Raw genomic sequence first — 22144 nt, forward strand, 5'->3', positions numbered from 1 at the left:
TCACAACACCCCTTCAACCGACAGGTGTTGCAATCACCCCCTGAACCCGCCGGGGGTCGGCTCGCCCCAAACCGGTTTGGGGCGGATTGTGCTGAGGGTCAGTTAGGGCGGAAGGCGGCGGCGTGGTCGGGGACCTGGGCGTGCAGTTCCCGGGGCGGACGCTGGTACCCCTGTGACGGCGGCCGGGCCGGAAGCTCCAGGGCCGGTGGCTTGACTTCGTGGTACGCGATCGTGGACAGCAGGTGGGCGATCATGTTCAGCCGGGCGGAGCGTTTGTCCTCGCTCTCCACCACGTACCAGGGCGCCTCCGGGATGTCGGTGTGGACGAACATTTCGTCCTTGGCGCGCGAGTAGTCCTCCCAGCGGGTGATCGACTCCAGGTCCATCGGCGACAGCTTCCAGCGCCGCATCGGGTCCTCGAGGCGGCTGCGGAAACGGTTCTCCTGCTCGCTGTCGCTGACCGAGAACCAGTACTTGCGCAGCAGTACGCCGTCCTCGACCAGCAGCCGCTCGAAGATCGGGCACTGCTGCAGGAATCGCTCGTACTCCTCGAACGTGCAGAAGCCCATCACCCGCTCGACGCCGGCGCGGTTGTACCAGCTGCGGTCGAACAGCACGATCTCGCCGGCGGCCGGCAGATGTTCGACGTACCGCTGGAAGTACCACTGTGTCTTCTGCCGTTCGGTCGGTGCCGGCAACGCCGCGATCCGGGCGATGCGGGGATTCAGGTACTCGGCGACGCGCTTGATCGTGCTGCCCTTCCCGGCCGCATCACGCCCCTCGAAGATCACCACCACTCGCGCTTGCTCGGTCCGTACCCACTCCTGCAGCTTGACCAGCTCGGCCTGCAGGCGGAGCAGTTCCTTCTCGTACTTCTTCTTCGGTACCCGCTTCGGCTGACCCATCGCGGATCAGCGGACGACGGCGATCGGGCACCGCGTACGGTGCAGGGCGCTTTGGCTGACCGAGCCGAGCAGCAGGCCGGTGAATCCGCCGCGTCCGCGGGAGCCGACGACCAGCAGATCAGCGGTCGCGGACCGCTCCGTCAACGCGAGGGCCGCGGAGCCACCGGCAAGCTCGATCGTCCACTCCACGTCCGGATACTCCGCCGCCGCGCCGGCCACCGATTCCGAGACGAGCAGCCGCGAATCCTCCAGGACTTCCTCCTGATCGAACTGCAGCATCGCCGCACCACTCGCGTACGTGAGGAACGGGTTCGTCCACGCGTGCAGGGCAACCACCTTGGCGTGCACCGCAGCGGCCTGCTCGAAGGCGAAGTCGATTGCCTTCTCGGCCGGCTTCGAACCGTCCACGCCGACGACAACCGTCAGCTCGTCGTGCACCGTCGGGGTCACGCCGTGCGGGATCACCACGACTGGGCATTCCGCGTGGGCGGTCACCTGGAGCGCCACCGAGCCGAGGACGAGACCGGTCCAGCCGCCGAGCCCGCGCGAGCCGAGAACCACGGACCGCGCGTCCCGGGACGCCTCGATCAGGGTCTGCGGGGCGCCGCCGTCGACCAGCGCGCTCTCAACCCGCAACGCAGGCCGCTCCGCCCGGAGCTCGGTCGCGGCCGTGATGAGTGCTTCCTCGGCGGCGGCGCGGGCGGCCTCGAGCGGTACGACGTACCCGGGAGTGGGTTGGGTGTCGATCATGATTTCGAAGGCGCCAAGGATCCGCAGCGGTGCCTCCGTACGCTCCGCGACCGCCGCTGCCCAGTCCAGCGCCGCGCGGCTGCCCGGCGATCCGTCGTACCCGATCACGATGGGAGCGGGTTGTGACGACATGAGGTGACCTCCTGTGCTCTGGGTAACCGGATCTCCAGCGTCTCTCCGATCGCCGCGAATGAACAGTCACCCCGCCCAGGCCGGTCAGCTACCCCTCAACTAGCCGTGGATGACGTCCAGGGCCTCGCGGGCGATCTGCCACTCCTCGTTGGTCGGCACCACGAGCACCTTGACGCGGCTGTCGTCGGCGGAGATCACGCCCTCGGTGGTGGCGGTGTTCCGGACCGGGTCCAGCTGGATGCCGAGGCCGTCCAGGTCGGAAAGGGCAGCGGCCCGGGCTTCGGCCGAGTGCTGGCCGACGCCGGCGGTGAAGACGATCGCGTCGACTGTGCCGAGCACCGCGTAGTACGCGCCGATGTACTTCTTGATCCGGTAGCAGTACAGGTCGAACGCGAGCCGGGCCCGGTCGTCACCCGCGGCGCGCCGGCGGGTCAGCTCGCGGAAGTCGTTCTCGCCGGTCAGCCCCTTGAGCCCGGATTCCGAGTTGAGTACGCGGTCCGTCTCCTCCGCGGACTGGTCGGCGACCCGGGCGAGGTGACCGTGGATCGCCGGGTCGAGGTCACCCGATCGGGTCCCCATCACCAGGCCTTCCAGCGGCGTCAGCCCCATCGACGTGTCGACCGAATTGCCCCGGCGGATCGCCGCCGCCGAACAGCCGTTGCCGAGGTGCAGCACGATCACGTTGAGCTGATCGAGCCGCCGGCCGAGCAGTTGCGCCGCGCGCTCCGACACGAACGCATGCGATGTCCCGTGGAACCCGTACCGGCGGATGCCGTACTCCTTCAACCAGTCGAACGGGACCGCGTACCGGTAGGCGTACGGCGGCAACGTCTGATGAAACGCGGTGTCGAACACGGCCACGTGCGGAAGATCCGGGAGCAGCCGGCGCGCGACCTTGATCCCTTCGAGGTTCGCCGGATTGTGCAGCGGAGCGAGCGGAACGAGCTCGGTCACCGCCTTGATCAGCGCGTCGTCGACCAGGGCCGGCGCCGCGAACTGCGATCCGCCGTGGACGACCCGATGCCCGACCGCCACGATGTCGACGTCACCCAGCGCAGGTCCGTGCGTGTCGAACGCCCGCACCGCCGCCTCGAGCGCCTCCTCGTGACTGGCGACCGGTTGGTCGTCCTCGAAATCACCCTTCGGACCATGGTGTACGTGGTGACTGCTCTGCTCGCCGATCCGCTCCACCAGCCCGGTCGCCGCCGCTTCGCCGGAAGCCGAGTCGACCAGGCTGTACTTCAGCGACGACGAGCCCGCATTGATCACCAGCACATGTTCGGTCATTCGAGCCTTCCGTCCTGCTGGGCCTGGATCGCGGTGATCGCGACCGTGTTGACGATGTCCCGGACGGTCGCGCCGCGGGACAGGTCGTTGACAGGTTTGCGCAACCCCTGCAGTACCGGTCCGACGGCGACCGCGTTCGCCGAGCGCTGGACCGCTTTGTACGTGTTGTTGCCGGTGTTCAGGTCCGGGAAGATGAACACCGTTGCCTTGCCCGCGACGGGGGAGTCCGGCAGCTTCGTCCGCGCGACAGCGGCATCGATCGCGGCGTCGTACTGGATCGGTCCCTCCACCGGCAGCCGCGGCGCGCGCTCCCGGACGATGGTGGTTGCCTTGGACACCTTTTCCACATCGGTCCCGGTGCCGGACGTACCGGTCGAGTACGAGAGCATCGCGACCCGCGGTTCGACGCCGAACGCGACCGCCGTGGCCGCGGACGAGATCGCGATGTCCGCGAGTTGCTCGGCGGACGGATCCGGGTTCACGGCGCAGTCGCCGTACACGAGAACCTGATTCTGCAGGCACATGAAGAAGACCGAGGACACGACCGATACGTCCGGGACGGTTTTCACCACCTCCAGCGCCGGCCGGATCGTGTGTGCGGTGGTGTGGACGGCGCCCGACACCATGCCGTCGGCGAGCCCGAGCTGGACCATCATCGTGCCGAAGTACGAGACGTCCCGGACCAGCTCACGCGCCCGGTCGAGATCGACGCCCCGGTGCTGCCGCAGCCGGTGGTACTCGGCCGCGAACCGCTCACTCAACTCACTGTGCTCCGGGTGTACGACGTTCGCCGCCGACACGTCCACGCCGAGCGACGCCGCCTTCTGGCTGATCGCGGCCGGATCGCCCAGCAACGTCAGGTCCGCGACACCACGCCGGAGGAGTACGTCGGCCGCACGCAGAATCCGTTCCTCATCGCCCTCCGGCAGGACGATGTGCCGCCGGTCCGACACTGCCCGGTCGACCAGGCGATGTTCGAACATCAACGGCGTCACCGCACTGCTCCGCGCGAGCGCGAGCTGATCGACCAGCGCCTGCCCGTCGACGTACTTCTCGAACAACGCGAGTGCGGTGTCGATCTTGCGCGGCGCATCCTTCGTCAGCCGCCCACGGACCGCGGTCAGCTGGGCCGAGGTGGTCTGGGTGTCGAGGCTGGTTTCGATGATCGGCAGGGCGAAGCCGAAGCAGTCGATCAGCTCGCGGACCTGCGGGGGCAGCTCGACGCCGCCGTTCACCACGACGGCGGAAATCGGCGGGCAGGTCCCGGACGCGTTGGCCATCAGTACACCGAGGATAACCTCCGGCCGGTCGCCCGCGATCACGACCGCGGCGCCGTCGAAGACATGATCGAGTACGCGTGGCATCGTCATCGCCGCGACCAGCAGGCCGGTGACCTCCTCGGTCAGCAGCTCCGGGTCGCCGCTGAGTAGCCGGCCGCCGATCGGAGCCAGCAGGTCGCGAACCACCGGCTGGCTGAGCACCGCTTCCTCCGGCAGCGCGAGGACCGGAACCCCGAGGCCGTCCAGGGCCGCGATCACCCGCTCACTCTGGTCGAGGCCGACCCGGATCGCGGCCAGCCCGAGCAGCGAGGCATGGTTGGCGATCAGCTCGGCGACGGAGACGTCGGCGAGCGCGCGCAACTCGTGTGGCCTTCGCTCGAACCCGTTCACCACCAGCACCATCGGGGCCCCGAGGTTGGCCGCGATTTTGGCGTTGTACGAGAACTCGGTCGGCGCGCAGACATCGGAGTAGTCGCTGCCGACGACCAGGACCGCCTCGGCCCGTGCGGCGACCGCGCGATACCGCTGCACGATCAGCTCCAGCGCGGCCTCTGGGTCGGCGTGGACCTGGGCGTAGCTGGCGCCGATGCAGTCCGCGTACTCCTGATCGACCGGGTCCTGCGTGAGCAGCAACTCGAGCAACTGGTCGCGACCGCCGTGCCGTGCGGCGCTGACCTGCACGATCGGCCGGAACACCGCCACCCGGCCGAAATGCTTGCCGAGCTGGTGCAGGACGCCGAGTGCGACGGCCGACTTCCCGGTGGTGCCTTCCACCGACGCGATGTAGACGCTGCGTTCCATGCCGGCTGACGATACGGACGTCCGGGCAAGTTGGGGAATGACCGTGACCGGTCACCTGACGCGGGTGGAAACTCGCCGGCCGCGTTTCCATGCGGCCGGCGAGCTGCCGGGTCAGGTACCGGGCTGGGTGAAGATGCCGAAGTGGTTGCCGGCCGGGTCGCGGAGGTGCGCGAGTGCCGGTACGCCGTCCAGCTCCTTGCTGATCACCGAGCCGCCGAGCCGGACCGCTTCCGCGCAGGTCGCCTCGATGTCGGCGACCACGATGTAGAACACCGCGTGGTTCGGCTGCTTGCCGCCGGTGCCGAGGATGCCGCCGGTCGGACGGTCCGCGCCGGCCGCGGTGATGTTGCGGTAGTCGAAACCGCCCGCCTCGGGCACGAAGGTCCAGTCGAACAGGCTGCCGTAGAACTTCTGGGCGGTGTCGGGGTCGTCGGTCGCGACCTCGAACCAGGCCAGCGTGCCGGGTCCGGGAAGAGCCATGAGAACTCGCTTTCATCGAATCGATCGTCGAACGAGTGCCACGATTCCGGCCGGACGCGACAGCCCTATGTCGGTGTTGGAAAAAGTTCTTCCGGCCGCAGTGCCTCGTACGGCAGATCGGGATCCCGGCACACCACCTTCAGCTCCTCGGTCTCCCGGCGGCGCGGCACCGGCGTACGCTCCGCGCGGACGATCCGGTCCATCCGGAAGATCCGGTCCTCCTGGCGGAGGTGGCACCAGGCGGTCAGGTACGAACCGTTCTGCGCGACCACCACATGCTGCGGCTCGACGTCCCGCTCGGTCCCGGCGCCGTTCGTGTCGGTGTAGGTGATCCGGAGCACCGCGTTGTCGCTGATCGCCCGCCAGATCTGCTCGGCGATCTCACCGTCCGGATCGGGCGGCGCGGGCCGTACGAGCAGCCGCACCTTGCCCGCGGCCGCCCGCGCCTCCTCCAGATCCTTCGCCGGCATCGCGGCCACGATCTTCCGCAAGGCGCTCCGGGCGTCCTTCGCGAACAGCACGTGCTCGGTCCGGCTCAGCGCGACCGCGACCGCCATCGCCTCGCGCGGAGTGAAGTTGAGCGGCGGCAAGGTCATCGCCCGATCCACCGAGTACCCGCCGGTACGCCCCTGTTTGGTTGCCAACGGCACCCCGGCCTGGCCGAGCGCGCTCAGATCCCGCTCGATCGTCCGCGCGCTGACCTCGAACCGCTCAGCCAGCTGCCGCGCCGTCCGCCCCCGCGGCCCCGCCGCCCGAAGCTCCTCCACGAGCGCGTACAACCGATCCATCCGATTCATACCCGCAGGCTAAACGGCAGCGCCGACAATCAGGCCAGGGTTGCGCGTACCTCCCGGGTGGCGGCCACCAGGTTGCGCAGCGACTCCTGGACCTCGGGCCAGTCGCGGGTCTTGAGGCCGCAGTCCGGATTGACCCACAGCCGCTCTGCCGGGACGACCGCGAGCGCCGCGCGGATCAGCGAGCGGACCTCGTCGGCAGTCGGCACGCGCGGCGAGTGGATGTCGTACACGCCTGGTCCGACACCCCGGCCGAAGCCGATCGTGTCGAGATCGTCGAGCACCTCCATCCGGGACCGGGCCGCCTCGATCGTGGTCACGTCCGCGTCCAGGCCGTCGATTCCGGTGATGACTGCCCCGAACTCGGAGTAGCAGAGGTGGGTATGGACCTGCACCGCCGCCGGGGCACCGCCGGTCGCGAGCCGGAACGCTCCGACCGACCAGTCCAGGTACGCCTTGCGGTCCGCCTCGCGGAGCGGGAGCAGTTCGCGCAGTGCCGGCTCGTCGACCTGGACGATCCGGGTCCCGGCCGTGACCAGCTCGGTCACCTCGTCCCGGAGCGCCAGCGCGACCTGGTCGGCGGTCGTTGCCGGCGGCTGATCGTCGCGGACGAACGACCAGGCGAGGATCGTCACCGGCCCGGTCAGCATGCCCTTGACCGGGCGATCGGTCAGCGACTGGGCGTACGACGTCCAGCCGACGGTCATCGGGGCCGGCCGGGACACGTCGCCGTGCAGGATCGGCGGCCGGACGCAGCGGCTGCCGTATGACTGCACCCAGCCGAGCCGTGTCGTCGCAAAGCCGTCCAGCCGCTCGGCGAAGTACTGAACCATGTCGTTGCGCTCGGGCTCACCGTGGACCAGGACGTCCAGCTCCAGTTCCTCCTGGAGCTCGATCGCGCGCCGGATCTCCGTACGCAGCCGGTCGTCGTGCTCGGCCTGGGTGATCCGCCCGGCCCGGAGATCGGTACGGATCCTGCGAACGTCGGCGGTCTGCGGAAACGATCCGATCGTCGTCGTCGGCAGTGCTGGCAGCCCGAGCGCCTGTTGCGCCGCGCGACGCTCCTCGTACGGCGCCCGCTGCCGGTCCTCGGCGCGTACGCCGGCCGCCCGCGCACGGACCGCCTGATCCCGGATGAGATCGGACTCGCTCGGGAGCCGGCGCTTGACCCGCTCCAGATCGACGAGCACGCCGTAGTCCTCGTTGATCGCCCGGCCGAGCAGGACGACCTCGTCCACCTTCTGCCGCGCAAACGCCAGCCGGTCCCGGACGGCGGGGTCAAGCTCGTCCTCGACATCCAGGTCGTACGGGACGTGCAGGAGCGAGCAGGAGGTGGAGATGCCGAGCCGGCCGACCGCGGTGCGCAGGTCGGCACAGGTCGAGACCGCGTCGCCGAGCCGGGTCCGCCACACGTTGCGGCCGTCGACCAGCCCGGCGTACACCGTCTTGCGGCGCAGCGACGGGAGCTCGGCGATCCGCCGCACCAGACTCGGCGCGGACACCAGGTCGACGGCAAGTGCCTCGACCGAAGTTGCGGCGAGCACGGGCAGGGCGTTGCCGGGGTCGCCGAAGTACGTGGCGACCAGGAGATCCGGGCGGTCGACGGCGGTCGCGAGCCGGTCATAGGCGCGGAGCAGCGCATCCAGTTCGGCCGGCGTACGGTCCTGGGCGAGCGCTGGTTCGTCGAGCTGGACCCAGTCGGCGCCGGCCTGGTCGAGTACGGCGAGCAGCTCGAGGTACCGGTCCACCAGTGGATCGAGCAAGGTCAGCACGTTCACGCCCGGCCTGGTTGCTTTCGACAACAACAAGAAGGTGAGCGGACCGATCAGTACGGGCCGCAGCTCGACGCCGAGTGCCCGCGCCTCCGCGAGCTCACCGAGCACCTTGCCCGGTTCCAGCCCGAACGTCGTGGTCTCGTCGAGCTCCGGCACCAGGTAGTGGTAGTTCGTGTCGAACCACTTGGTCAGCTCCAGCGGCGCGACGTCGTCCCGGCCGCGGGCCATCGCGAAGTACGTGTCGAGCGGCGACAGGCCGAGGTCGCGGAAGCGGTCCGGGGTGAGATCGAACAGCTGGACGTGGTCCAGCATCTGGTCGTAGTACGAGAAGGTGTTGCCGGGGATCGAATCGAGACCTTGCAGTTGCTGCCAGGTCTGCGTCCGGAGCCGGCGGGCGGTCGTCTCGAGCGCATCCTGGTCGCCGGTGCGCCAGTACGTTTCCAGGGCGTGCTTCAGTTCGCGCCTGGGGCCGATGCGCGGGTATCCCAGGACCGTGGTGAGGGTGTTCACGTCTCTCTCCTCGCGAGCGTGTGCCGAGGGATCGGCGGGTCTCGCGGGTACGACGTGCCGGCCACGACCGCTGTCCGGGACGACCGGTGCTGCCGCGGGGCCGGGCGGGTCCTCCCACGGGACATCCGATCCGCCGCGCACCGGGTGGTACGCGGACCGGCGGCAGGTCTTCGGACTCACGGGCGGACCGGTCGGACAACCGGTGGACCTACTGGCCGTCGCTTCCCGGACTCGCGTCCAGTGCTGTTGACGGCGGTCGTTCCCGTTCACCGCTGCGGGGCAGTCCTGGATTCACACCAGGTTCCCTCTTGCCTCGCCGGGCCACGAACCGCATGACCCTGGCGAACCGTCGGCACCTCAGAGGATAGCGCTCCGCGACGTCGCGCGAGCGGTTGTCCACAGGTCAGTCGAGATCTTCGGCCAGGGCGATGATGATGCCGGCGGGACCGCGCAGGTAGCAGAGGCGGTGGGCGGTTTCGTATTGCTCGATGCGGCCGATGAGTTCGGCGCCGTGGGGTTTCAGGCGGGCGACGGTGTCGTCGAGGTCCTCGACGGCGAACATCAGGTTGCGGAGGCCGATCGTGTTCGGGGGCGCGGACGGCTCGGCGGTGGTGGCGACGGGGTGGGTGTAGGTGGTCAGCTCGAGCTGACCGTGGCCGTCGGGGGTGCGAAGGAAGACGATCTCCGCGTGGACGTCGGTCATGCCGGAGACGCCGTCGACCCACGGGCCGGCGATCGGTGCGCGGCCGACCTCCGTCATGCCGAGTTCGAGGAAGAACGCGGTCGCGGCTTCCAGGTCGTCCACGACTACGCCTACGTGGTCCATCCGCTTGATCGTCATGACTGGCTCCTCGGGTCGGGGTTGCTTCTGACCGGAGGACGAGGCTGCCTCGGCGTTCTCTACATCCAGGTCCGCGGATTTTGTGGATCGGTGGCCTAAGGTGCGGAGACGTGGATCATCAGATTGTCCTGATCGCCGGCTGCGGGCTCGCGATCATGATCGCGGCCTCGGTGTTCGCGCGCCGGACGGGCGTGGCGGCGCCGTTGCTGCTGGTCGCGCTGGGCATCGGGGCGAGTTACCTGCCGAGCACGCCGGCCATCCACATCGAGCCGGAGATCATCCTCGCGGGCGTGCTGCCGCCGCTGCTCTACTCGGCCGCGGTGCAGTTGCCGGTGCTGGACGTACGCCGGAACTTCGGGTTGATCTCGTGGTTGTCGGTCGTGATGGTGATCGTGTCCGCGCTGGTGATCGGCGCGCTCGTGCACGCTGCCTTCCCGAGCATCTCGTTCGCGCTGGCGGTCGCGCTCGGAGCGGTGGTGAGCCCGACGGACGCGGTCGCGGCGACCGCGATCGGGCACCGGGTCGGGCTGCCACCACGGTTGATGACCGTGCTCGAAGGGGAGAGCCTCGTCAACGACGCGTCGGCGCTGGTGGTGCTGCGGACCGCGCTGGCGGCGCTCGCGGTCACCACGCACTTCAGCCTCGGGCACACCGTGCTCGACTTCGCCTGGGCGGTCGTCGGCGCGATCCTGATCGGCGGCGCGGTCGGCCTGCTGACGGCACTGCTGCGGCAGCGGCTCGATGATCCGGTCCTGAACACGACGATTTCGTTCGCCGTACCGTTCCTCGCGTACTTCCCGGCCGAGGGCGTGCACGCGTCGGGCGTACTCGCGGTGGTGATCGCCGGGCTGCTCACCGGTGCGCTCGGAAGCCGGCGGTTCAGCGCGCGGGACCGGCAGACCCAGGCCACGACCTGGACGACCATCAGCTTCATCCTGGAAAGCGGTGTCTTCCTCGCGATGGGGTACCAGCTTCCGGAGCTGGTGGATGACGCTCGCGTCGAGACGAGCTTCGGCGAGATCACCCTGCTCGTACTGCTGGTGGTCGTGCTGTTGATCGTGCTGCGCTTCCTCGGACTCGCCTGGCCCGCACTGCAGAGCCGGTTCGGGTCGGACGATCGCAACGATCAGCTCCGGGCCAGGCTGAGCGAGATGGGCGAACGCCTCGACGCGATGGAACCGTCGGGGGAGCGCGAGGAGAACCGGCTCGCGTGGGCGCGCAAACGGCTCGCCCGCAGCCACGCCGACATCGACTTCGAGGAACGCGAGCCGATCACCGGCCGTGGACTGCTCGTCCTCGCCTGGGCCGGCATGCGCGGCGTTGTCACGGTCGCCGCCGTGCAGACCATTCCGGCCGGTACGCCGCATCGCGCCACTGTCGTACTGGCCGCATTCATCGTCGCGCTGATCACGCTGGTGCTGTTCGGGTTGACGCTGCCGGCGGTGATCGCGCGGATGCGGTTCAGCTCGGAGAGCGCCGAGGACAAGCGTGACTCCGTCCAGGCGTTGATGCGGCAGATCGGCGAGGCCGCGATCGACGCGCTCGGTCCGTTGGACGAACAAACGGTCGACGGCGAACCGCTCGATCCGGCGGCGGTGAGTGCCCTCAAGGAGCGGATCGTGCCGCGGTTGATGTCCGGCGGCCGGCAATTGCGCGACACCAAGCCGGACACCCGCGAGCAAATGGCGGTCCTGCAACGCCGGTACCTGGACGCGATGCGCGAAGCACTCCAAGCCGAACGGAGCATCGGCGGGTACAGCTCAGCCACGTACCGCCAGGTCGAATCGTTCCTGGACACGGTCGAGCGGGGCTTCGGATAGCGCGGGGTTGGGACCGGGCGGGCGTATGGTCCGAGCATGGAGACACCGCGTGTACTGGTGATCGGCCTCGATCCGTACCGGGTGCCGGGGCCGTGGGACCCGGAGCCGGTGGCCACCGGGATTCAGGCCGGGATGGACCAGTTCGTGATGCATGACGTTTGTGTACAAACGTGCCTGGTCGGGCTGGACGGGAGCGACGACGTCGAGGCCGTGATCCGTGACGCGCTGGCGTCGCGGTCGTGGGAGTGCGTGGTGATCGGCGGCGGGATCCGGGGTTCGCTGGACCTGTTCGAGTCGGTGGTGAACCTGGTCCGGCAGCATGCACCGGATGCCGCGATCGCCTTCAATGACGGGCCGGCCGACACGTACAACGCCGCCGCCCGCTGGCTGACCCGCCCGCCGGACTAGCGGACGTCGCTCGGCTGGTCAGGCGGGACGTGGTGGCTCCTGCCGGATCAGCGCAGGTCGAGGCGCATGAGGATTCGCGGGTGACCGGCGAGGACTGAGGTCGTGTCGGCCGCCTTGTGGAAGCCGGCCCGCTCGAAGTTCTTCCGCAGTCCCGCGTACGCCATCGTCAGATCGACCTTGCTGTCCCCGTTGTCCAATGGGTACGCCTCCAGCACCGGCGCCCCGTTCTCCCGCGCGAACTCGACGGCTCCCGCGATCAGCGCATGCGAGATCCCTTGCTTCCGATGCCCCGGCCGAACCCGGATGCACCACAGCGACCACGCCGGCAGCTCGTCCAGGTGCGGAATCTTCCGGTTCCGCGCGAACGCCGTCACCGCTCGCGGCGCCACCGCCGCCCACCCCACCGGTGTCTCCTCGTCGTACGCGAGCACCCCCGGAGCCGGCTTCTCCCGCACCAGCCCCGCCATGTACTCACCCCGCGCCGGCCCCCGCAACGAGTTGTTCACCGCCGATGACACCCGATAGCTGAGGCAAAAACACACATTGGCTGTCGGCGACTTGGGCCCGACCACCGCCCGCACATCCTCGAACACCTCAGCCGCCCGCACCTCGATCGCCATGTCCGCACGGTAGTACGGAGCTAGGACAGGTTTGGTCAGTGCTGGACGTCGTAGACGAGTTTTTGAATGCCGTTGGGGTAGGACTCGGATTCGGTGAGTTTCAGGTTGAGCTGGTCCTTGTCGGTGCCGCTGAACAGGCGCTTGCCGGCACCGAGGAGGACCGGGAAGACCAGCAGGTGGTACCGGTCGATCAGGCCCGCGTCGGAGAGATTCCGGTTCAGCGTCGCGCTGCCGTGAACGATGATCGGGCCCCCGTCGGTCTGCTTGAGCGCGGCGACGTCGTCGAGGGAGCGAAGGATGGTCGTCTCGGCCCAGTTCGACACCAGGTCGCTGTCCTGCAGGGTGGTGGAGACGACGTACTTCGGCATCGCGTTGTAGCCGGCGAAGTCCTTCGTCATGCCCGGCCAGACCGGCGAGAACGCCTGGTAGCTGACCCGGCCCATCATCATCGCGGACGCCTCGACCTGTTCACGGCCCTTCAGCTCGAAGCTCGCTTCGTCGAACGGGATGCCCTTGAAGGTCCAGCCGGAGTTCCGGTAGCCCGGCTCGCCGCCGGGCGCCTCGACGACACCGTCGAGGGAGATGAACGCGGTGGTGATGAGGGTACGCATCTGCTGCTCCTTGGAGTCCGTGATCTTGCCTGCTTGCCCATGCGTCGAGCGGCAACCGAACCACTCGACACCCTAATTGTGTGATCCAGGTCACTCATCGCGGTGTGCGCTGCGACTGACTGTTGCGGGGACCTACGGAAAGTGCGTCAGCTGACGGTTTACGGCTCCCGGTTCGGCTCGGCCCGGGGGTGGCTGCCTCGTTCAGGGGCGGGTGGCGAGGCAGGATGGGGGGATGGAGCAGTTGCTGTTCGAGAGCAGGGACCTGGGGAGGACCGAGGAGTTCCTCAACCGGGCGTACACGAAGATGCAGATCGGTGGGGTGCCGAAGGAGGTCCGGACCCGGGTCTCGCGCGCAGCGGCGGAGTCGATCAGTATCGACCGGATCGAGATCGGTTTCGAGATGAGCTACGACGCCGACCCGCTCGGCAAGATCTGCCTGTGCGAAGTGACCTCCGGGACCATCGAGGACCACGCCACCGACGGTTGGCAGGACGACTTCGGGACCGGGGACCTGGCGTACTTCGCGCCGTCGGACCGCCCGTACAAGGGCAAGGTGTGCCGGTCCACCTACACCATCACGATGTTCGACCCGGCGCTGCTGACCCGGGTCGTCGGCGCCGGCCGGAAGGGCAACACGCCGGTACGGCTACTGCACCACCGCCCGCACTCACCGGCCGCGGCGCGCCATCTGTCCCGCACGATCGCGTACCTGGGTGATGAGGTGCTGGCCAACCCGGCCGTCCAGGCATCACCGTTGCTGCTCGCCTCCGTCACCCAGCTACTCGCTTCGAGCGTGCTCGCCGCCTTCCCGAACACCGCGATGACGGATCGCGACGACCTGGCCGGCCGGGACGCGCGGCCGACGACGGTCCGCCGGGCGCTCGCGTTCATGGAGTCGAACCTGGACCAGGCGATCGGGGTCGCCGAGATCGCCACCGCGGCCGGCGTCACGGTCCGTGCGGTCCAGACGGCGTTCCAGCGGCACCTCGGCACCACGCCGCTGAACCACCTCCGGCAGCTCCGGCTGGCCGAGGTGCGCGCGGAGCTGCAGGCGGCCGATCCGTCGGAGAGCACCGTCGCCGACGTGGCGGCGCGCTGGGGCTTCCACCACCACGGCCGGATGGCGGCGGCGTACCAGGAGCTCTACGGCGAGCTGCCCAGCACGACGCTCGCCCGCTAGGTCGGCAGCCGGCGGGTGTCGATCAGCCGCTGGGCGACGTCGCGCAGCTTGGTGTTGGTGTCCTGCGAGTACCGCTTCAGCACCGCGAACGCCCGGTCGGCATCCATGTCGTAGCGCTCCATCAGGATCCCCATCGCCTGGCCGACCAGTTTCCGGGCGTCGATCGCCTGCGCCATCGCCGCCTCGTGCCGCGCGGACGCCAGCGCGACGGAGGCATGCCGGGCCAGGATGTGCGCGATCGCCTGTCCATCAGCGTCGAAGGCGTCCGCCTCCGGGCTGTACAGGCCGAGTACGCCGACGGTCTGGCGTGGGTCGGCGCCGGTCGCGAGCGGTACGTCCAGCACACTGCGTACGCCGAGCGCGGCCACCTTGCCGGCCCACTGCGGCCACCGGTCGTCCGCGGCGGTGTCGCGGATCAGCACCGGCTTACGCTCCCGCATCGCGGTCACCAGCGGACCGTCCTGGCTGCTGAGCTGCAGTTCGTACACCTCCGCGACGACCGGGTCGGTGACGGCGACGACCTCCGGCCGAGAGCCGCGCGCCGAGAAGGCGACCCCGGCGTACGTACAGTTCAGCGCCTGCAACGCGAACTCCACGACGGCGTCGACGGTCTCCTCGACGCCGGGCGCGTCGTGCAGTTCGACGGCGAGCCGGGCGAAGTCCGACGCGCTGTTGATGGTTGTGTTGACGTCGTCGTTGAAACTCCTGACAGTACGTTCCTCACTGGGGTCGATGACAGTCATCCCGCGCCTCCTGACGTACCGGCGCGAGTGCCCCTCCGGCGGGACCTCGTCTTCCGTTGGGTAAATCATGCGGTGCGTCGGCCGGTTTGCGTCCAGTTTCGGCGCGCTTCGTGGAGAAATTGCGTTCCCTGGACAAGCCGGGTGCGCCGTACGGATAAGTTGGAGGGGTGCAGGTGGCGAAGCGGTGGTCGTGGGTAGTGGCCGGGGCGCTGCTGGTGGGAGTGTGGGCGGCCTGTTCGGACCAGAACCCCAAGACCGGTTCGGCGCCGAAACCACAGCCGACCGCGACCAAGCCGGCACCGACAGCGACAGCGACAGCGACCGCGAGCAAGCCCTGGTACGACGACTACGACCCGGCGCACTTCGCGGCCGAGGTGCGCAAGTACGCGAAGGCGGCCGGGATCAATCCGCAGTTGCTGATGGCGATCCTGTACAACGAGTCGTACAAGCCGCATGATCCGAAGTTCGAGCGGCAGTGGGCGGAGGTGGACTCGAACCCGGCGTTCGGGATCGCGAACATGCACGAGGCCGCGTTCAACGAGACGAAACGCGGCCGCACCTTCGCCAAGCGGCAGTGGTCGGAGCTGCCGGACAACCCGGCGCTGGCGATCGAGGCCGCCGCCTGGCACCTGCACGACCTGGCGAAACGGCTGCCCAGCAAGCGCGCCGACCTGTACACCAAGGACGAACTGCTTGCCCTCGGCTACAACGCCGGCGGCGGCAACATGCGGATCTTCGCCCGCGGCCGGAAGGCCGGTGCGCAGGCGCAGTCGTACCTCGACCGCCTGCACAAGTACTGGCCGACGGCGGCCGAGGCCCTCAAGAACTGACCGTCAGGCCGAAGCCTCCAGCGCCCTGGTGAGCAGGGCGGCGAGCGCCTCGAGCTGGAAGTCCGCGGACTGGCCGACCTCTTCGTCCGACCCGTCCAGCGCCTTCGCGGCCAGCCCGGCCTTGGCGTCGATCAGGTCGGCGACCCGGGTGTCGATGGTCTGCGCGGCGATGATCCGCCAGGCCGTCACCGGCTCGTCCTGGCCGATCCGGTGCACCCGGTCGATCGCCTGGGTCTGCTCGGCGTTCGTCCAGGACAGCTCGGCCAGGACGACGTTCGAGGAGACCTGCAGGTTCAGGCCGACGCCGGCGGTGAGCAGCGAACAGACCGCGATCGCCACCTCCGGGTCGTTGACGAAGGCATCGATGTTCTTCTGCCGGGTCCGCGCGGTCTGGTCACCCCGGATCGAGGAGTACCGGATGCCGCGCTCGGCGAACAGCTCCTCGGCGGCGTCCATCACCTCGATGTGCCGGGCGAAGAACACCACCTTGCCGACGTTCTGCGCCAGCTGGGCGGCGTAGTCGGCGGCCAGCCCGGCCTTCGCCTGACCGATCCGGCGGAACAGGCTGAAGACGTTCTCGCCGGTCTTCTTGGCCGCCATCTCGGTGCGTTCCCAGCCGGCCACCTGGCGGACCAGGTCGTGGTCGATCCCGTCCACGACCACTCCGGAGCGGCGGGTCTCCAGCGCGGTCCGGTAGCGCTCGACCAGCCGGTCCGCGAGCTCCCGCTCGGCGGCCCGGATCGAGCGGCCGACGGCGCCGTCCAGCTCGACCGGCAGATCGGCGATCCGGCGGGCCGGGATGTCGGCGGCCACGTCCACCTTGCGCCGGCGGACGATGCCCATGTCGATCACCGCGGCCCGCGCGGCGGCGGCGAACCCCGGGTCGGCCGGGGTCAGGTCGGTGTCGTCCAGCTTCGCCATCAGCTCCGGCCGCGGCGCCTTCTCGTCGACCCAGCCGAGGAACTCCCAGATCGCGGTGAAGTCCTCGATCGAGTTGATCAGCGGCGTACCGGTGAGGGCCATCAGCAGCGGGCGCCCGGCCCGGGAGCGAATCCGGTTGGACAGGTCGAGCACGTTCCGGGAGCGCTGCGACTTCTTGTTCTTGATGAAGTGCGCCTCGTCCACGACCATGCCGCGGAAGCCGAGGTCGCCGAGCCAGCCGACGTGCCGGTCGAGCACCTCGTAGTTGACCACCACGATGTCGGCGAAGCCGTCGATCGAGTCGCCGTCACCGTGGATCACGGTCGGCGTCCGGCGCGGGGTCCACAGGCCGGCCTCGCGGGCCCAGTTCGTCTTCACGACGTTCGGGACGACGGCCAGCAGGGGATAGGCGTCGGCCGCCTGGGCCGCGAGCAGCGCCTGGGCGGTTTTGCCGAGGCCGGGCTCGTCGGCGAGCAGGAAGGTCCGGTGTCCCTCGGCCGCGGCGGCGATCAGCCGGGCCTGGTGCGGCATCAGCTCCAGGCCGCGGAGCCGGAGCGCATCGATGCCGCCGGCCAGCCGCATCGACAGCGGGTCCGGCAGGTTCATGGTGGCCGACGCCGCGGCGTGCTCGAACGAGCGCAGCAGCGGCCCGATCAGCTCCCAGCCGGCCAGCCGGCCGGAGTGCGCTGGGCGGGGTGGGACGGCGGAGAAGTCCGGGGTCAGGAACGGGTTGGCCAGCTGCCGCGAGACCACCGCCTGCGGTACGACCCGCCGGGACGTGGTTTCCGGGGCGATCTCGGGCTGGACCGGTTCAGGCTCCTCGGGCAGCTCCATCCCGGCGTCGGCCAGCATCTGCCGGCGCAGCGCGGCGGCCGCCTCGGAGATCACCGCATCCTCGGCCAGCAGGCCGAGCAGCGACGGGTCCAGCGCGGCGGTCTTGGCCAGGATCGTGGCGATCCCGTCGAGCCGCCGGAGCTGCTCGGTCCGGTACGCCTCGGTCGCGGCCGTGTCACCGTTCACGCGGGCCCGCTCCTCGCGGACCAGCAGGGCGACGACCTGGAACTTGGTCCGGGTCGACGGCTTGGTCGCGGCCCGGGTGACCGCGCCCTCGACCTCGCGCACCGCCTGGGCGAGCACCTGGATCAGACCGTCCGACTCTCCGTCGCGGGTACGACGCCGTCGACGGGGTGCTGCTGCGGAACGGGTAGCGCCGGGCTGGCGCTGACCTCGTCGGGCCAACGTTTCCTCCTGTGTCGTGCCACGACGGAGCCGCGGCGGAACGCCAGACCGCACGAGGACCGGCCCGCAGACGAGACGTCACGCGGAGCCGTCCAGAGGGTCCTCCAGGAACACGGCTCAGAATTCACCGCTCCTGTGAGCGCGATCGAGATTCAATCCTACCCTTACTCGGTCCACGCGACTGCTACCGGACCCCAATCGATGCGAAGTTCACGCCTCCGGGTCGTCCTTCGGCGCCTCGTTCTCGCGCTCGAGCGTGGTCTTCAGCCCGGTCAGCACCTCCGCCAGCTCGGCGTCCACGGCGTCGTCGTGATTAGTCCGGACCCGTACGGTCAGCCGCGACGTCCCGTCCGCGACGAAGTCCACCGCGAGCTCACCGGCGTAGTCATGCGGTCCGGCTGCGCCCCAGCGCAGTACCCGGGCCTCGTCCACGACGTCGATCCACCCTTCCTGCGAGCGGGCGTCCGCGGTGGTGACTGCCACCTCCTCGTGTACGGCCTGCCGCGGCCGCCGTGCTTCCGGCCCCTGCGCTTCCGCGGGCCGGGCCGAGGTCCGCCGGACCGCGCGCATCCACGGCAGGTACTCGGGCAGCCGGTCCAGGTCCGACAGCCGGTCGAAGACGAGATTCGGCGCGACGTCGATCGTGGTCCACGCTTCGTGTTCACCCATGAGAGCGCTCCTTCCCAAGCCGGAGCTCCGGCAGGACCTCCGTGCGGTACAGGTTCATCATGTCGACGCTGTACGGGCCGATGTTGGCGACGTACACCTCGTCGAACCCGGCGTCGGCGTACGGCTTGAAGGCCTCGACGTGGGCGTCCGCCTTCGGACCGGCAGCGACGGACTGGGCGGTGGACTCCTTGGTGACCAGCTGACTGGCCTGCTCGAAATGCCGCGGCGAGGGCAGCACCTGGGCCAGCTCACCGGGCAGGCCGGCGTTGGGCCAGATCCGGTGCGCCTGTTCGACGCCCTCCTCCGCGGTCGGGGCGTAGCTGACCTTGAATCCGGCCTGGGCCGGCTTCTCGCCGCCGCCGTGCTCGCGGAACCGGCGCAGCAACTCCGGATCCGGCGACGTGGTCAGGTAGCCGTCGGCGATCCGAGCGGCGACGTCGGTCGCTTCCGGGCCGAAGCCGGACATGTAGATCGGCAGCGGCTCCTGCGGCCGGGTGTAGATCCGGGCCGTGTCGACCGTGTAGTGCTTGCCGTGGTGGTTGACGAAGCCGTCCTCGGTCCACAGCCGGCGCATGATCTCGACGGCCTCCTCGAGCATCTCCAGGCGGACGTCCAGCGTCGGCCAGCCGGAGCCGAGGACATGCTCGTTCAGCGCCTCGCCGGTACCGACGCCGAGCCGGAACCGCCCGTTCAGCAGTACCGCGCTGGTGGCCGCGGCCTGCGCGATCACCGCCGGATGAATCCGGACCGTCGGACAGGTCACGGCTGTCGTCACCGGCAGCTCACAGACCTGGGAGATCGCGCCGATCGTCGACCAGACGAACGCGCTCTCGCCCTGCTCGTCGTTCCAGGGATGGAAGTGGTCACTGATCCACAACCCGTCGAACCCGGCTTCCTCCGCCAGCCGGGCCTGTTCGATCAGCTCGGCCGGGGAGTACTCCTCGCTGGAGAGGAAATATCCGATCTTCACGTGCACCTCCTGGTTGCTCACCTGTCGGGTGCCCGCTGTCGCGGACCGCAATCGGCCCGAATGCGGTCTCTGCCACCGGGTACCGAACCGGGGTGACGATCTACCAACTGGACGCGGCGACGTTCTCCGACGAAGGGCTGGCCGGCGTACGGCGGCGGCTCGACCACATTCGTGCGGTCGGCGCCGACACCGTCTGGCTGCAGCCGTTCTACGTCTCGCCGTACCGCGACTCCGGGTACGACGTGGTGGACCACCGCGGCGTGTCGCAGCGCTTCGGGACGCTGGCGGACTTCGACGACCTGGTTGCGCGCTGCCACGAACTCGGTCTCCGGGTCATTGTCGGGCTGATCGTCCAGCACACTTCGATCGACCACCCGTGGTTCCGCTCCGCGCGGGACGATCCGGCGTCGCCGTACCGCGACCACTACATCTGGGCGGCCGAGCCGCACGAGGACGATGTCGTGGGGGAGCCGGTGTTCGAGGGCGAGGAGGATTCGATCTGGGCGTACGACGAGCACGCCCGGAGGTACTACCGGCACGCCTTCTACTGGCACCAGCCCGACCTGGACGTCGGCCATCCGAAGGTCCGCGAGGACATCGCGGCGACGATCCGGTTCTGGCTGGATCACGGCGTGGACGGGTTCCGCGTCGACGCCGTACCGCACATGATCCGCCAGGCCGCGGTCACCGATGATCGGGATCGCGGCTTCTGGTTCCTGTCCGAGCTGTCCGAAGCCGCCAATGGCGCGCTCTTGGTCGGCGAGGTGGACGACGGCCCGCCGTCGTACCCGGACTACTTCGGTACTGGCGACCGGCTGACCGGGATCCTCGATTTCTGGACCAACAACCTGCTCTTCCTCGCGCTCGCGCGGCGTACGGCTGAACCTTTGCTGCGCGCGCTCCGAGCGCAGCCGAAACCGCCCGCGGGCTGTACGTACCTGAACTGGCTGCGCAACCACGACGAGCTGAATCTCTCGCTGCTGGCCGACGACGAACGCGACGAGGTGATGGACGCGTTCGCGCCGGACGAGGAGATGCGGGTCTTCGGGCGGGGCATCCGCCGCCGGCTGGCGCCGATGCTGAACGGTGACGAGCGCCGGATCGCGATGGCGCATGCGCTGATGATGTCGCTGCCGGGCGTGCCGATCGTGCGGTACGGCGAGGACATCGGCATGGACGACGATCTTTCGCTGCCAGAGCGAAACGCGGTGCGGAATCCGATGGACTGGGCGGCGGCCGAGAAGCAGGAGCTGGAGCCGGGGTCGTTGCTGAGCCGGGTCGCGCAGCTGGTCCACCGGCGTGAAGACCTCGGTCCGCTCCCGCCGGACGACTGCGACCCGGTCGAGCTCTCGGCGCCGGCCGTCGTCGGGCTGCGGCATCAGCGCGCGGACCACGCGATCCTGATGCTGGCGAACCTGTCCGAGGAAGAAGTCACCATCCAGCTCGACACCGACGTCAAGGCCGACCTGGTCGCGGATCGCACCTATGAACCGGCCGGCGACGAAGTCCGGCTCGGCGCGTACGGCTACCGCTGGCTGCGCATCAAGTAGCCAGGCCCCCGAGGAGCTACCGGCGGCCGCGGGCGAGGTACATGGTCAGCGCGGCGGCGCCCGCGGTCGCGGCTCCGATCAGGCCGCGGTGGCGGGAGGCCCAGACCTGGTAGCTGCGGCTGGTCGACCGATCGTCGAAGATGCCGTGGGCGCCGTAGTCACGGTCCTCGTCGGCGGGAGCCCACAGGTTCGCGGTGTGCTCGACCGGGTCGTCGGTCTGCTGCGACTTGTACCCGGTCCGGGCGAGATAGTGATCGAGCAGCCCTGGTACGAACTTGTTCGCGACGACCGTCGCGGTAGTCGGCGCGCCGACCAAGTACTCGCGGCGCCGCGGGTGATCAGCGGCGTACACGACCGCGTCGGCCGCGACCTCGGGCTCGAAGATCGGCGGTACGGGCTGCGGGTGCTTCGGCAGCCGGGACAACACCCAGGAGAACTGCGGCGTGTTGACCGCGGGCATCTGCACCATCGTCACCCGCACCCGCGACCGGTCGTGCAGCAGCTCGCACCGCAGCGAGTCGTGGAAACCCTGGATCGCATGCTTCGCGCCGCAGTACGCGGACTGCAGCGGGATGCCCCGGTACGCCAACGCCGACCCGACCTGGACGATCGCGCCGTGGTTCCGCGGCTTCATCCGGTCCAGCGCCGCACGGGTGCCGTACACATATCCCAGGTACGTCACCTCGGTCACCCGGGCGAACTCGTCCGGCTCGATCTCGGTGAACGGCGCGAAGACCGAACTGAACGCGACATTCACCCAGACGTCGATCGGCCCGAGTTCGGACTCGACCCGGTCGGCGGCCGCCTCGACCTGGTGGTGGTCGGCCACATCGACCTCGATCGGCAACGCCGTACCACCGGCGTCCTCGACGTCCCGGACCGCAGCCGCGAGCCCGGTCTCGCCGCGCGCCAGCAGCGCGACCTTCGCCCCGCGCCGGCCGAACGCGACCGCGCTCGCCCGCCCGATGCCACCGCTTGCCCCGGTCACCACTACGACCTGTTGCATCTGCTCCTCCTCGGCCCCGCAG

General features: G+C 69.4%; 20 protein-coding genes and 1 riboswitch. Of the genes, 5 read left to right on the plus strand and 15 right to left on the minus strand.

Going from position 1 to position 22144, the window contains the following annotated elements; translation table 11 throughout:
• Positions 1-98: 98 nt before the first annotated feature.
• From ppk2 to ABD260_RS10650, 8 genes are all read right to left on the minus strand, one after another.
• Positions 99-905 carry a polyphosphate kinase 2 gene (ppk2, locus tag ABD260_RS10615; RefSeq protein ID WP_344233233.1) on the minus strand — a complete coding sequence of 269 codons (807 nt, stop codon included), beginning with the start codon at positions 903-905 and terminating at the stop codon, positions 99-101.
• Between the two features lie 6 nt (positions 906-911).
• The gene (locus ABD260_RS10620) at positions 912-1787 is read right to left on the minus strand and encodes a universal stress protein (protein WP_344233234.1); all 876 of its coding nucleotides are present in this window, start codon (positions 1785-1787) and stop codon (positions 912-914) included.
• Positions 1788-1886: 99 nt separating this feature from the next.
• A complete protein-coding gene (locus ABD260_RS10625) occupies positions 1887-3074 on the minus strand; it encodes an acetate/propionate family kinase (protein WP_344233235.1) in 1188 nt (395 codons plus the stop codon).
• Entirely contained in the window at positions 3071-5155 is a 2085-nt protein-coding gene (gene pta, locus ABD260_RS10630; protein WP_344233236.1) for a phosphate acetyltransferase, read from the minus strand. Before pta ends, ABD260_RS10625 begins: the two co-directional genes overlap by 4 nt.
• Before the next feature lie 111 nt (positions 5156-5266).
• Positions 5267-5635, minus strand: coding sequence for a VOC family protein (locus ABD260_RS10635; protein WP_344233237.1), 369 nt, complete (start codon positions 5633-5635; stop codon positions 5267-5269).
• 65 nt (positions 5636-5700) lie between these two features.
• On the minus strand, positions 5701-6432 hold the full coding sequence (locus ABD260_RS10640; RefSeq protein ID WP_344233238.1) for a helix-turn-helix transcriptional regulator: 732 nt from the start codon (positions 6430-6432) through the stop codon (positions 5701-5703).
• A gap of 29 nt (positions 6433-6461) precedes the next feature.
• A complete protein-coding gene (metE, locus tag ABD260_RS10645; protein WP_344233239.1) occupies positions 6462-8714 on the minus strand; it encodes a 5-methyltetrahydropteroyltriglutamate--homocysteine S-methyltransferase in 2253 nt (750 codons plus the stop codon).
• 144 nt (positions 8715-8858) lie between these two features.
• Positions 8859-9080: riboswitch (cobalamin riboswitch) on the minus strand.
• A 37-nt stretch (positions 9081-9117) separates the two neighbouring features.
• The gene (locus ABD260_RS10650) at positions 9118-9555 is read right to left on the minus strand and encodes a VOC family protein (RefSeq protein WP_344233240.1); all 438 of its coding nucleotides are present in this window, start codon (positions 9553-9555) and stop codon (positions 9118-9120) included.
• A 110-nt stretch (positions 9556-9665) separates the two neighbouring features.
• Here ABD260_RS10650 and ABD260_RS10655 point away from each other — a divergent pair, with 110 nt between their 5' ends.
• Both ABD260_RS10655 and ABD260_RS10660 read left to right on the plus strand, forming a co-directional pair.
• Positions 9666-11375 (plus strand): cation:proton antiporter, encoded by a 1710-nt coding sequence (locus tag ABD260_RS10655; protein WP_344233241.1) that lies wholly within the window; start codon positions 9666-9668, stop codon positions 11373-11375.
• Positions 11376-11411: 36 nt separating this feature from the next.
• Positions 11412-11783 (plus strand): hypothetical protein, encoded by a 372-nt coding sequence (locus ABD260_RS10660; protein WP_344233242.1) that lies wholly within the window; start codon positions 11412-11414, stop codon positions 11781-11783.
• Between the two features lie 47 nt (positions 11784-11830).
• Here ABD260_RS10660 and ABD260_RS10665 read toward each other — a convergent pair whose 3' ends face one another.
• Both ABD260_RS10665 and ABD260_RS10670 read right to left on the minus strand, forming a co-directional pair.
• Complete coding sequence (locus ABD260_RS10665) at positions 11831-12403, minus strand: GNAT family N-acetyltransferase (RefSeq protein ID WP_344233243.1); 573 nt, start codon at positions 12401-12403, stop codon at positions 11831-11833.
• Positions 12404-12438: 35 nt separating this feature from the next.
• Positions 12439-13014 (minus strand): dihydrofolate reductase family protein, encoded by a 576-nt coding sequence (locus tag ABD260_RS10670; RefSeq protein WP_344233244.1) that lies wholly within the window; start codon positions 13012-13014, stop codon positions 12439-12441.
• Positions 13015-13246: 232 nt separating this feature from the next.
• Between ABD260_RS10670 and ABD260_RS10675 the strand changes: the two genes are divergently transcribed.
• Complete coding sequence (locus tag ABD260_RS10675) at positions 13247-14194, plus strand: AraC family transcriptional regulator (protein WP_344233245.1); 948 nt, start codon at positions 13247-13249, stop codon at positions 14192-14194.
• Here ABD260_RS10675 and ABD260_RS10680 read toward each other — a convergent pair.
• Positions 14191-14928, minus strand: coding sequence for a GAF and ANTAR domain-containing protein (locus ABD260_RS10680; RefSeq protein ID WP_425553328.1), 738 nt, complete (start codon positions 14926-14928; stop codon positions 14191-14193). The genes ABD260_RS10675 and ABD260_RS10680 overlap by 4 nt on opposite strands.
• Before the next feature lie 176 nt (positions 14929-15104).
• On the opposite strand from ABD260_RS10680, the gene ABD260_RS10685 reads away from it, so the two are divergent.
• On the plus strand, positions 15105-15767 hold the full coding sequence (locus tag ABD260_RS10685) for a transglycosylase SLT domain-containing protein (RefSeq protein ID WP_344233247.1): 663 nt from the start codon (positions 15105-15107) through the stop codon (positions 15765-15767).
• A gap of 3 nt (positions 15768-15770) precedes the next feature.
• Here the strand turns inward: ABD260_RS10685 and ABD260_RS10690 are convergent, their stop codons facing one another.
• From ABD260_RS10690 to ABD260_RS10700, 3 genes are all read right to left on the minus strand, one after another.
• Complete coding sequence (locus ABD260_RS10690; protein ID WP_344233248.1) at positions 15771-17825, minus strand: DEAD/DEAH box helicase; 2055 nt, start codon at positions 17823-17825, stop codon at positions 15771-15773.
• Between the two features lie 312 nt (positions 17826-18137).
• Positions 18138-18596 (minus strand): SRPBCC family protein, encoded by a 459-nt coding sequence (locus tag ABD260_RS10695; RefSeq protein WP_344233249.1) that lies wholly within the window; start codon positions 18594-18596, stop codon positions 18138-18140.
• A complete protein-coding gene (locus ABD260_RS10700; RefSeq protein WP_344233250.1) occupies positions 18589-19566 on the minus strand; it encodes a TIGR03557 family F420-dependent LLM class oxidoreductase in 978 nt (325 codons plus the stop codon). Before ABD260_RS10700 ends, ABD260_RS10695 begins: the two co-directional genes overlap by 8 nt.
• A gap of 92 nt (positions 19567-19658) precedes the next feature.
• Here ABD260_RS10700 and ABD260_RS10705 point away from each other — a divergent pair, with 92 nt between their 5' ends.
• A complete protein-coding gene (locus tag ABD260_RS10705) occupies positions 19659-21116 on the plus strand; it encodes an alpha-amylase family glycosyl hydrolase (RefSeq protein ID WP_344233251.1) in 1458 nt (485 codons plus the stop codon).
• 16 nt (positions 21117-21132) lie between these two features.
• Here ABD260_RS10705 and ABD260_RS10710 read toward each other — a convergent pair whose 3' ends face one another.
• On the minus strand, positions 21133-22122 hold the full coding sequence (locus ABD260_RS10710; protein ID WP_344233252.1) for an SDR family oxidoreductase: 990 nt from the start codon (positions 22120-22122) through the stop codon (positions 21133-21135).
• Between the last annotated feature and the right edge of the window lie 22 nt (positions 22123-22144).

The sequence above is a fragment of the Kribbella hippodromi genome, assembly GCF_039531045.1.
GTDB classification, from domain to species: Bacteria; Actinomycetota; Actinomycetes; order Propionibacteriales; family Kribbellaceae; genus Kribbella; species Kribbella hippodromi.

What these genes read in the sequence shown, in the direction of transcription:
- ppk2 (WP_344233233.1), bottom strand. Translation starts at nt 905, where the DNA reads ATGGGTCAGCCGAAGCGGGTACCGAAGAAGAAGTACGAGAAGGAACTG.
- ABD260_RS10620 (WP_344233234.1), bottom strand. Translation starts at nt 1,787, where the DNA reads ATGTCGTCACAACCCGCTCCCATCGTGATCGGGTACGACGGATCGCCG.
- ABD260_RS10625 (WP_344233235.1), bottom strand. Translation starts at nt 3,074, where the DNA reads ATGACCGAACATGTGCTGGTGATCAATGCGGGCTCGTCGTCGCTGAAG.
- pta (WP_344233236.1), bottom strand. Translation starts at nt 5,155, where the DNA reads ATGGAACGCAGCGTCTACATCGCGTCGGTGGAAGGCACCACCGGGAAG.
- ABD260_RS10635 (WP_344233237.1), bottom strand. Translation starts at nt 5,635, where the DNA reads ATGGCTCTTCCCGGACCCGGCACGCTGGCCTGGTTCGAGGTCGCGACC.
- ABD260_RS10640 (WP_344233238.1), bottom strand. Translation starts at nt 6,432, where the DNA reads ATGAATCGGATGGATCGGTTGTACGCGCTCGTGGAGGAGCTTCGGGCG.
- ABD260_RS10650 (WP_344233240.1), bottom strand. Translation starts at nt 9,555, where the DNA reads ATGACGATCAAGCGGATGGACCACGTAGGCGTAGTCGTGGACGACCTG.
- ABD260_RS10660 (WP_344233242.1), top strand. Translation starts at nt 11,412, where the DNA reads ATGGAGACACCGCGTGTACTGGTGATCGGCCTCGATCCGTACCGGGTG.
- ABD260_RS10665 (WP_344233243.1), bottom strand. Translation starts at nt 12,403, where the DNA reads ATGGCGATCGAGGTGCGGGCGGCTGAGGTGTTCGAGGATGTGCGGGCG.
- ABD260_RS10670 (WP_344233244.1), bottom strand. Translation starts at nt 13,014, where the DNA reads ATGCGTACCCTCATCACCACCGCGTTCATCTCCCTCGACGGTGTCGTC.
- ABD260_RS10675 (WP_344233245.1), top strand. Translation starts at nt 13,247, where the DNA reads ATGGAGCAGTTGCTGTTCGAGAGCAGGGACCTGGGGAGGACCGAGGAG.
- ABD260_RS10695 (WP_344233249.1), bottom strand. Translation starts at nt 18,596, where the DNA reads ATGGGTGAACACGAAGCGTGGACCACGATCGACGTCGCGCCGAATCTC.
- ABD260_RS10710 (WP_344233252.1), bottom strand. Translation starts at nt 22,122, where the DNA reads ATGCAACAGGTCGTAGTGGTGACCGGGGCAAGCGGTGGCATCGGGCGG.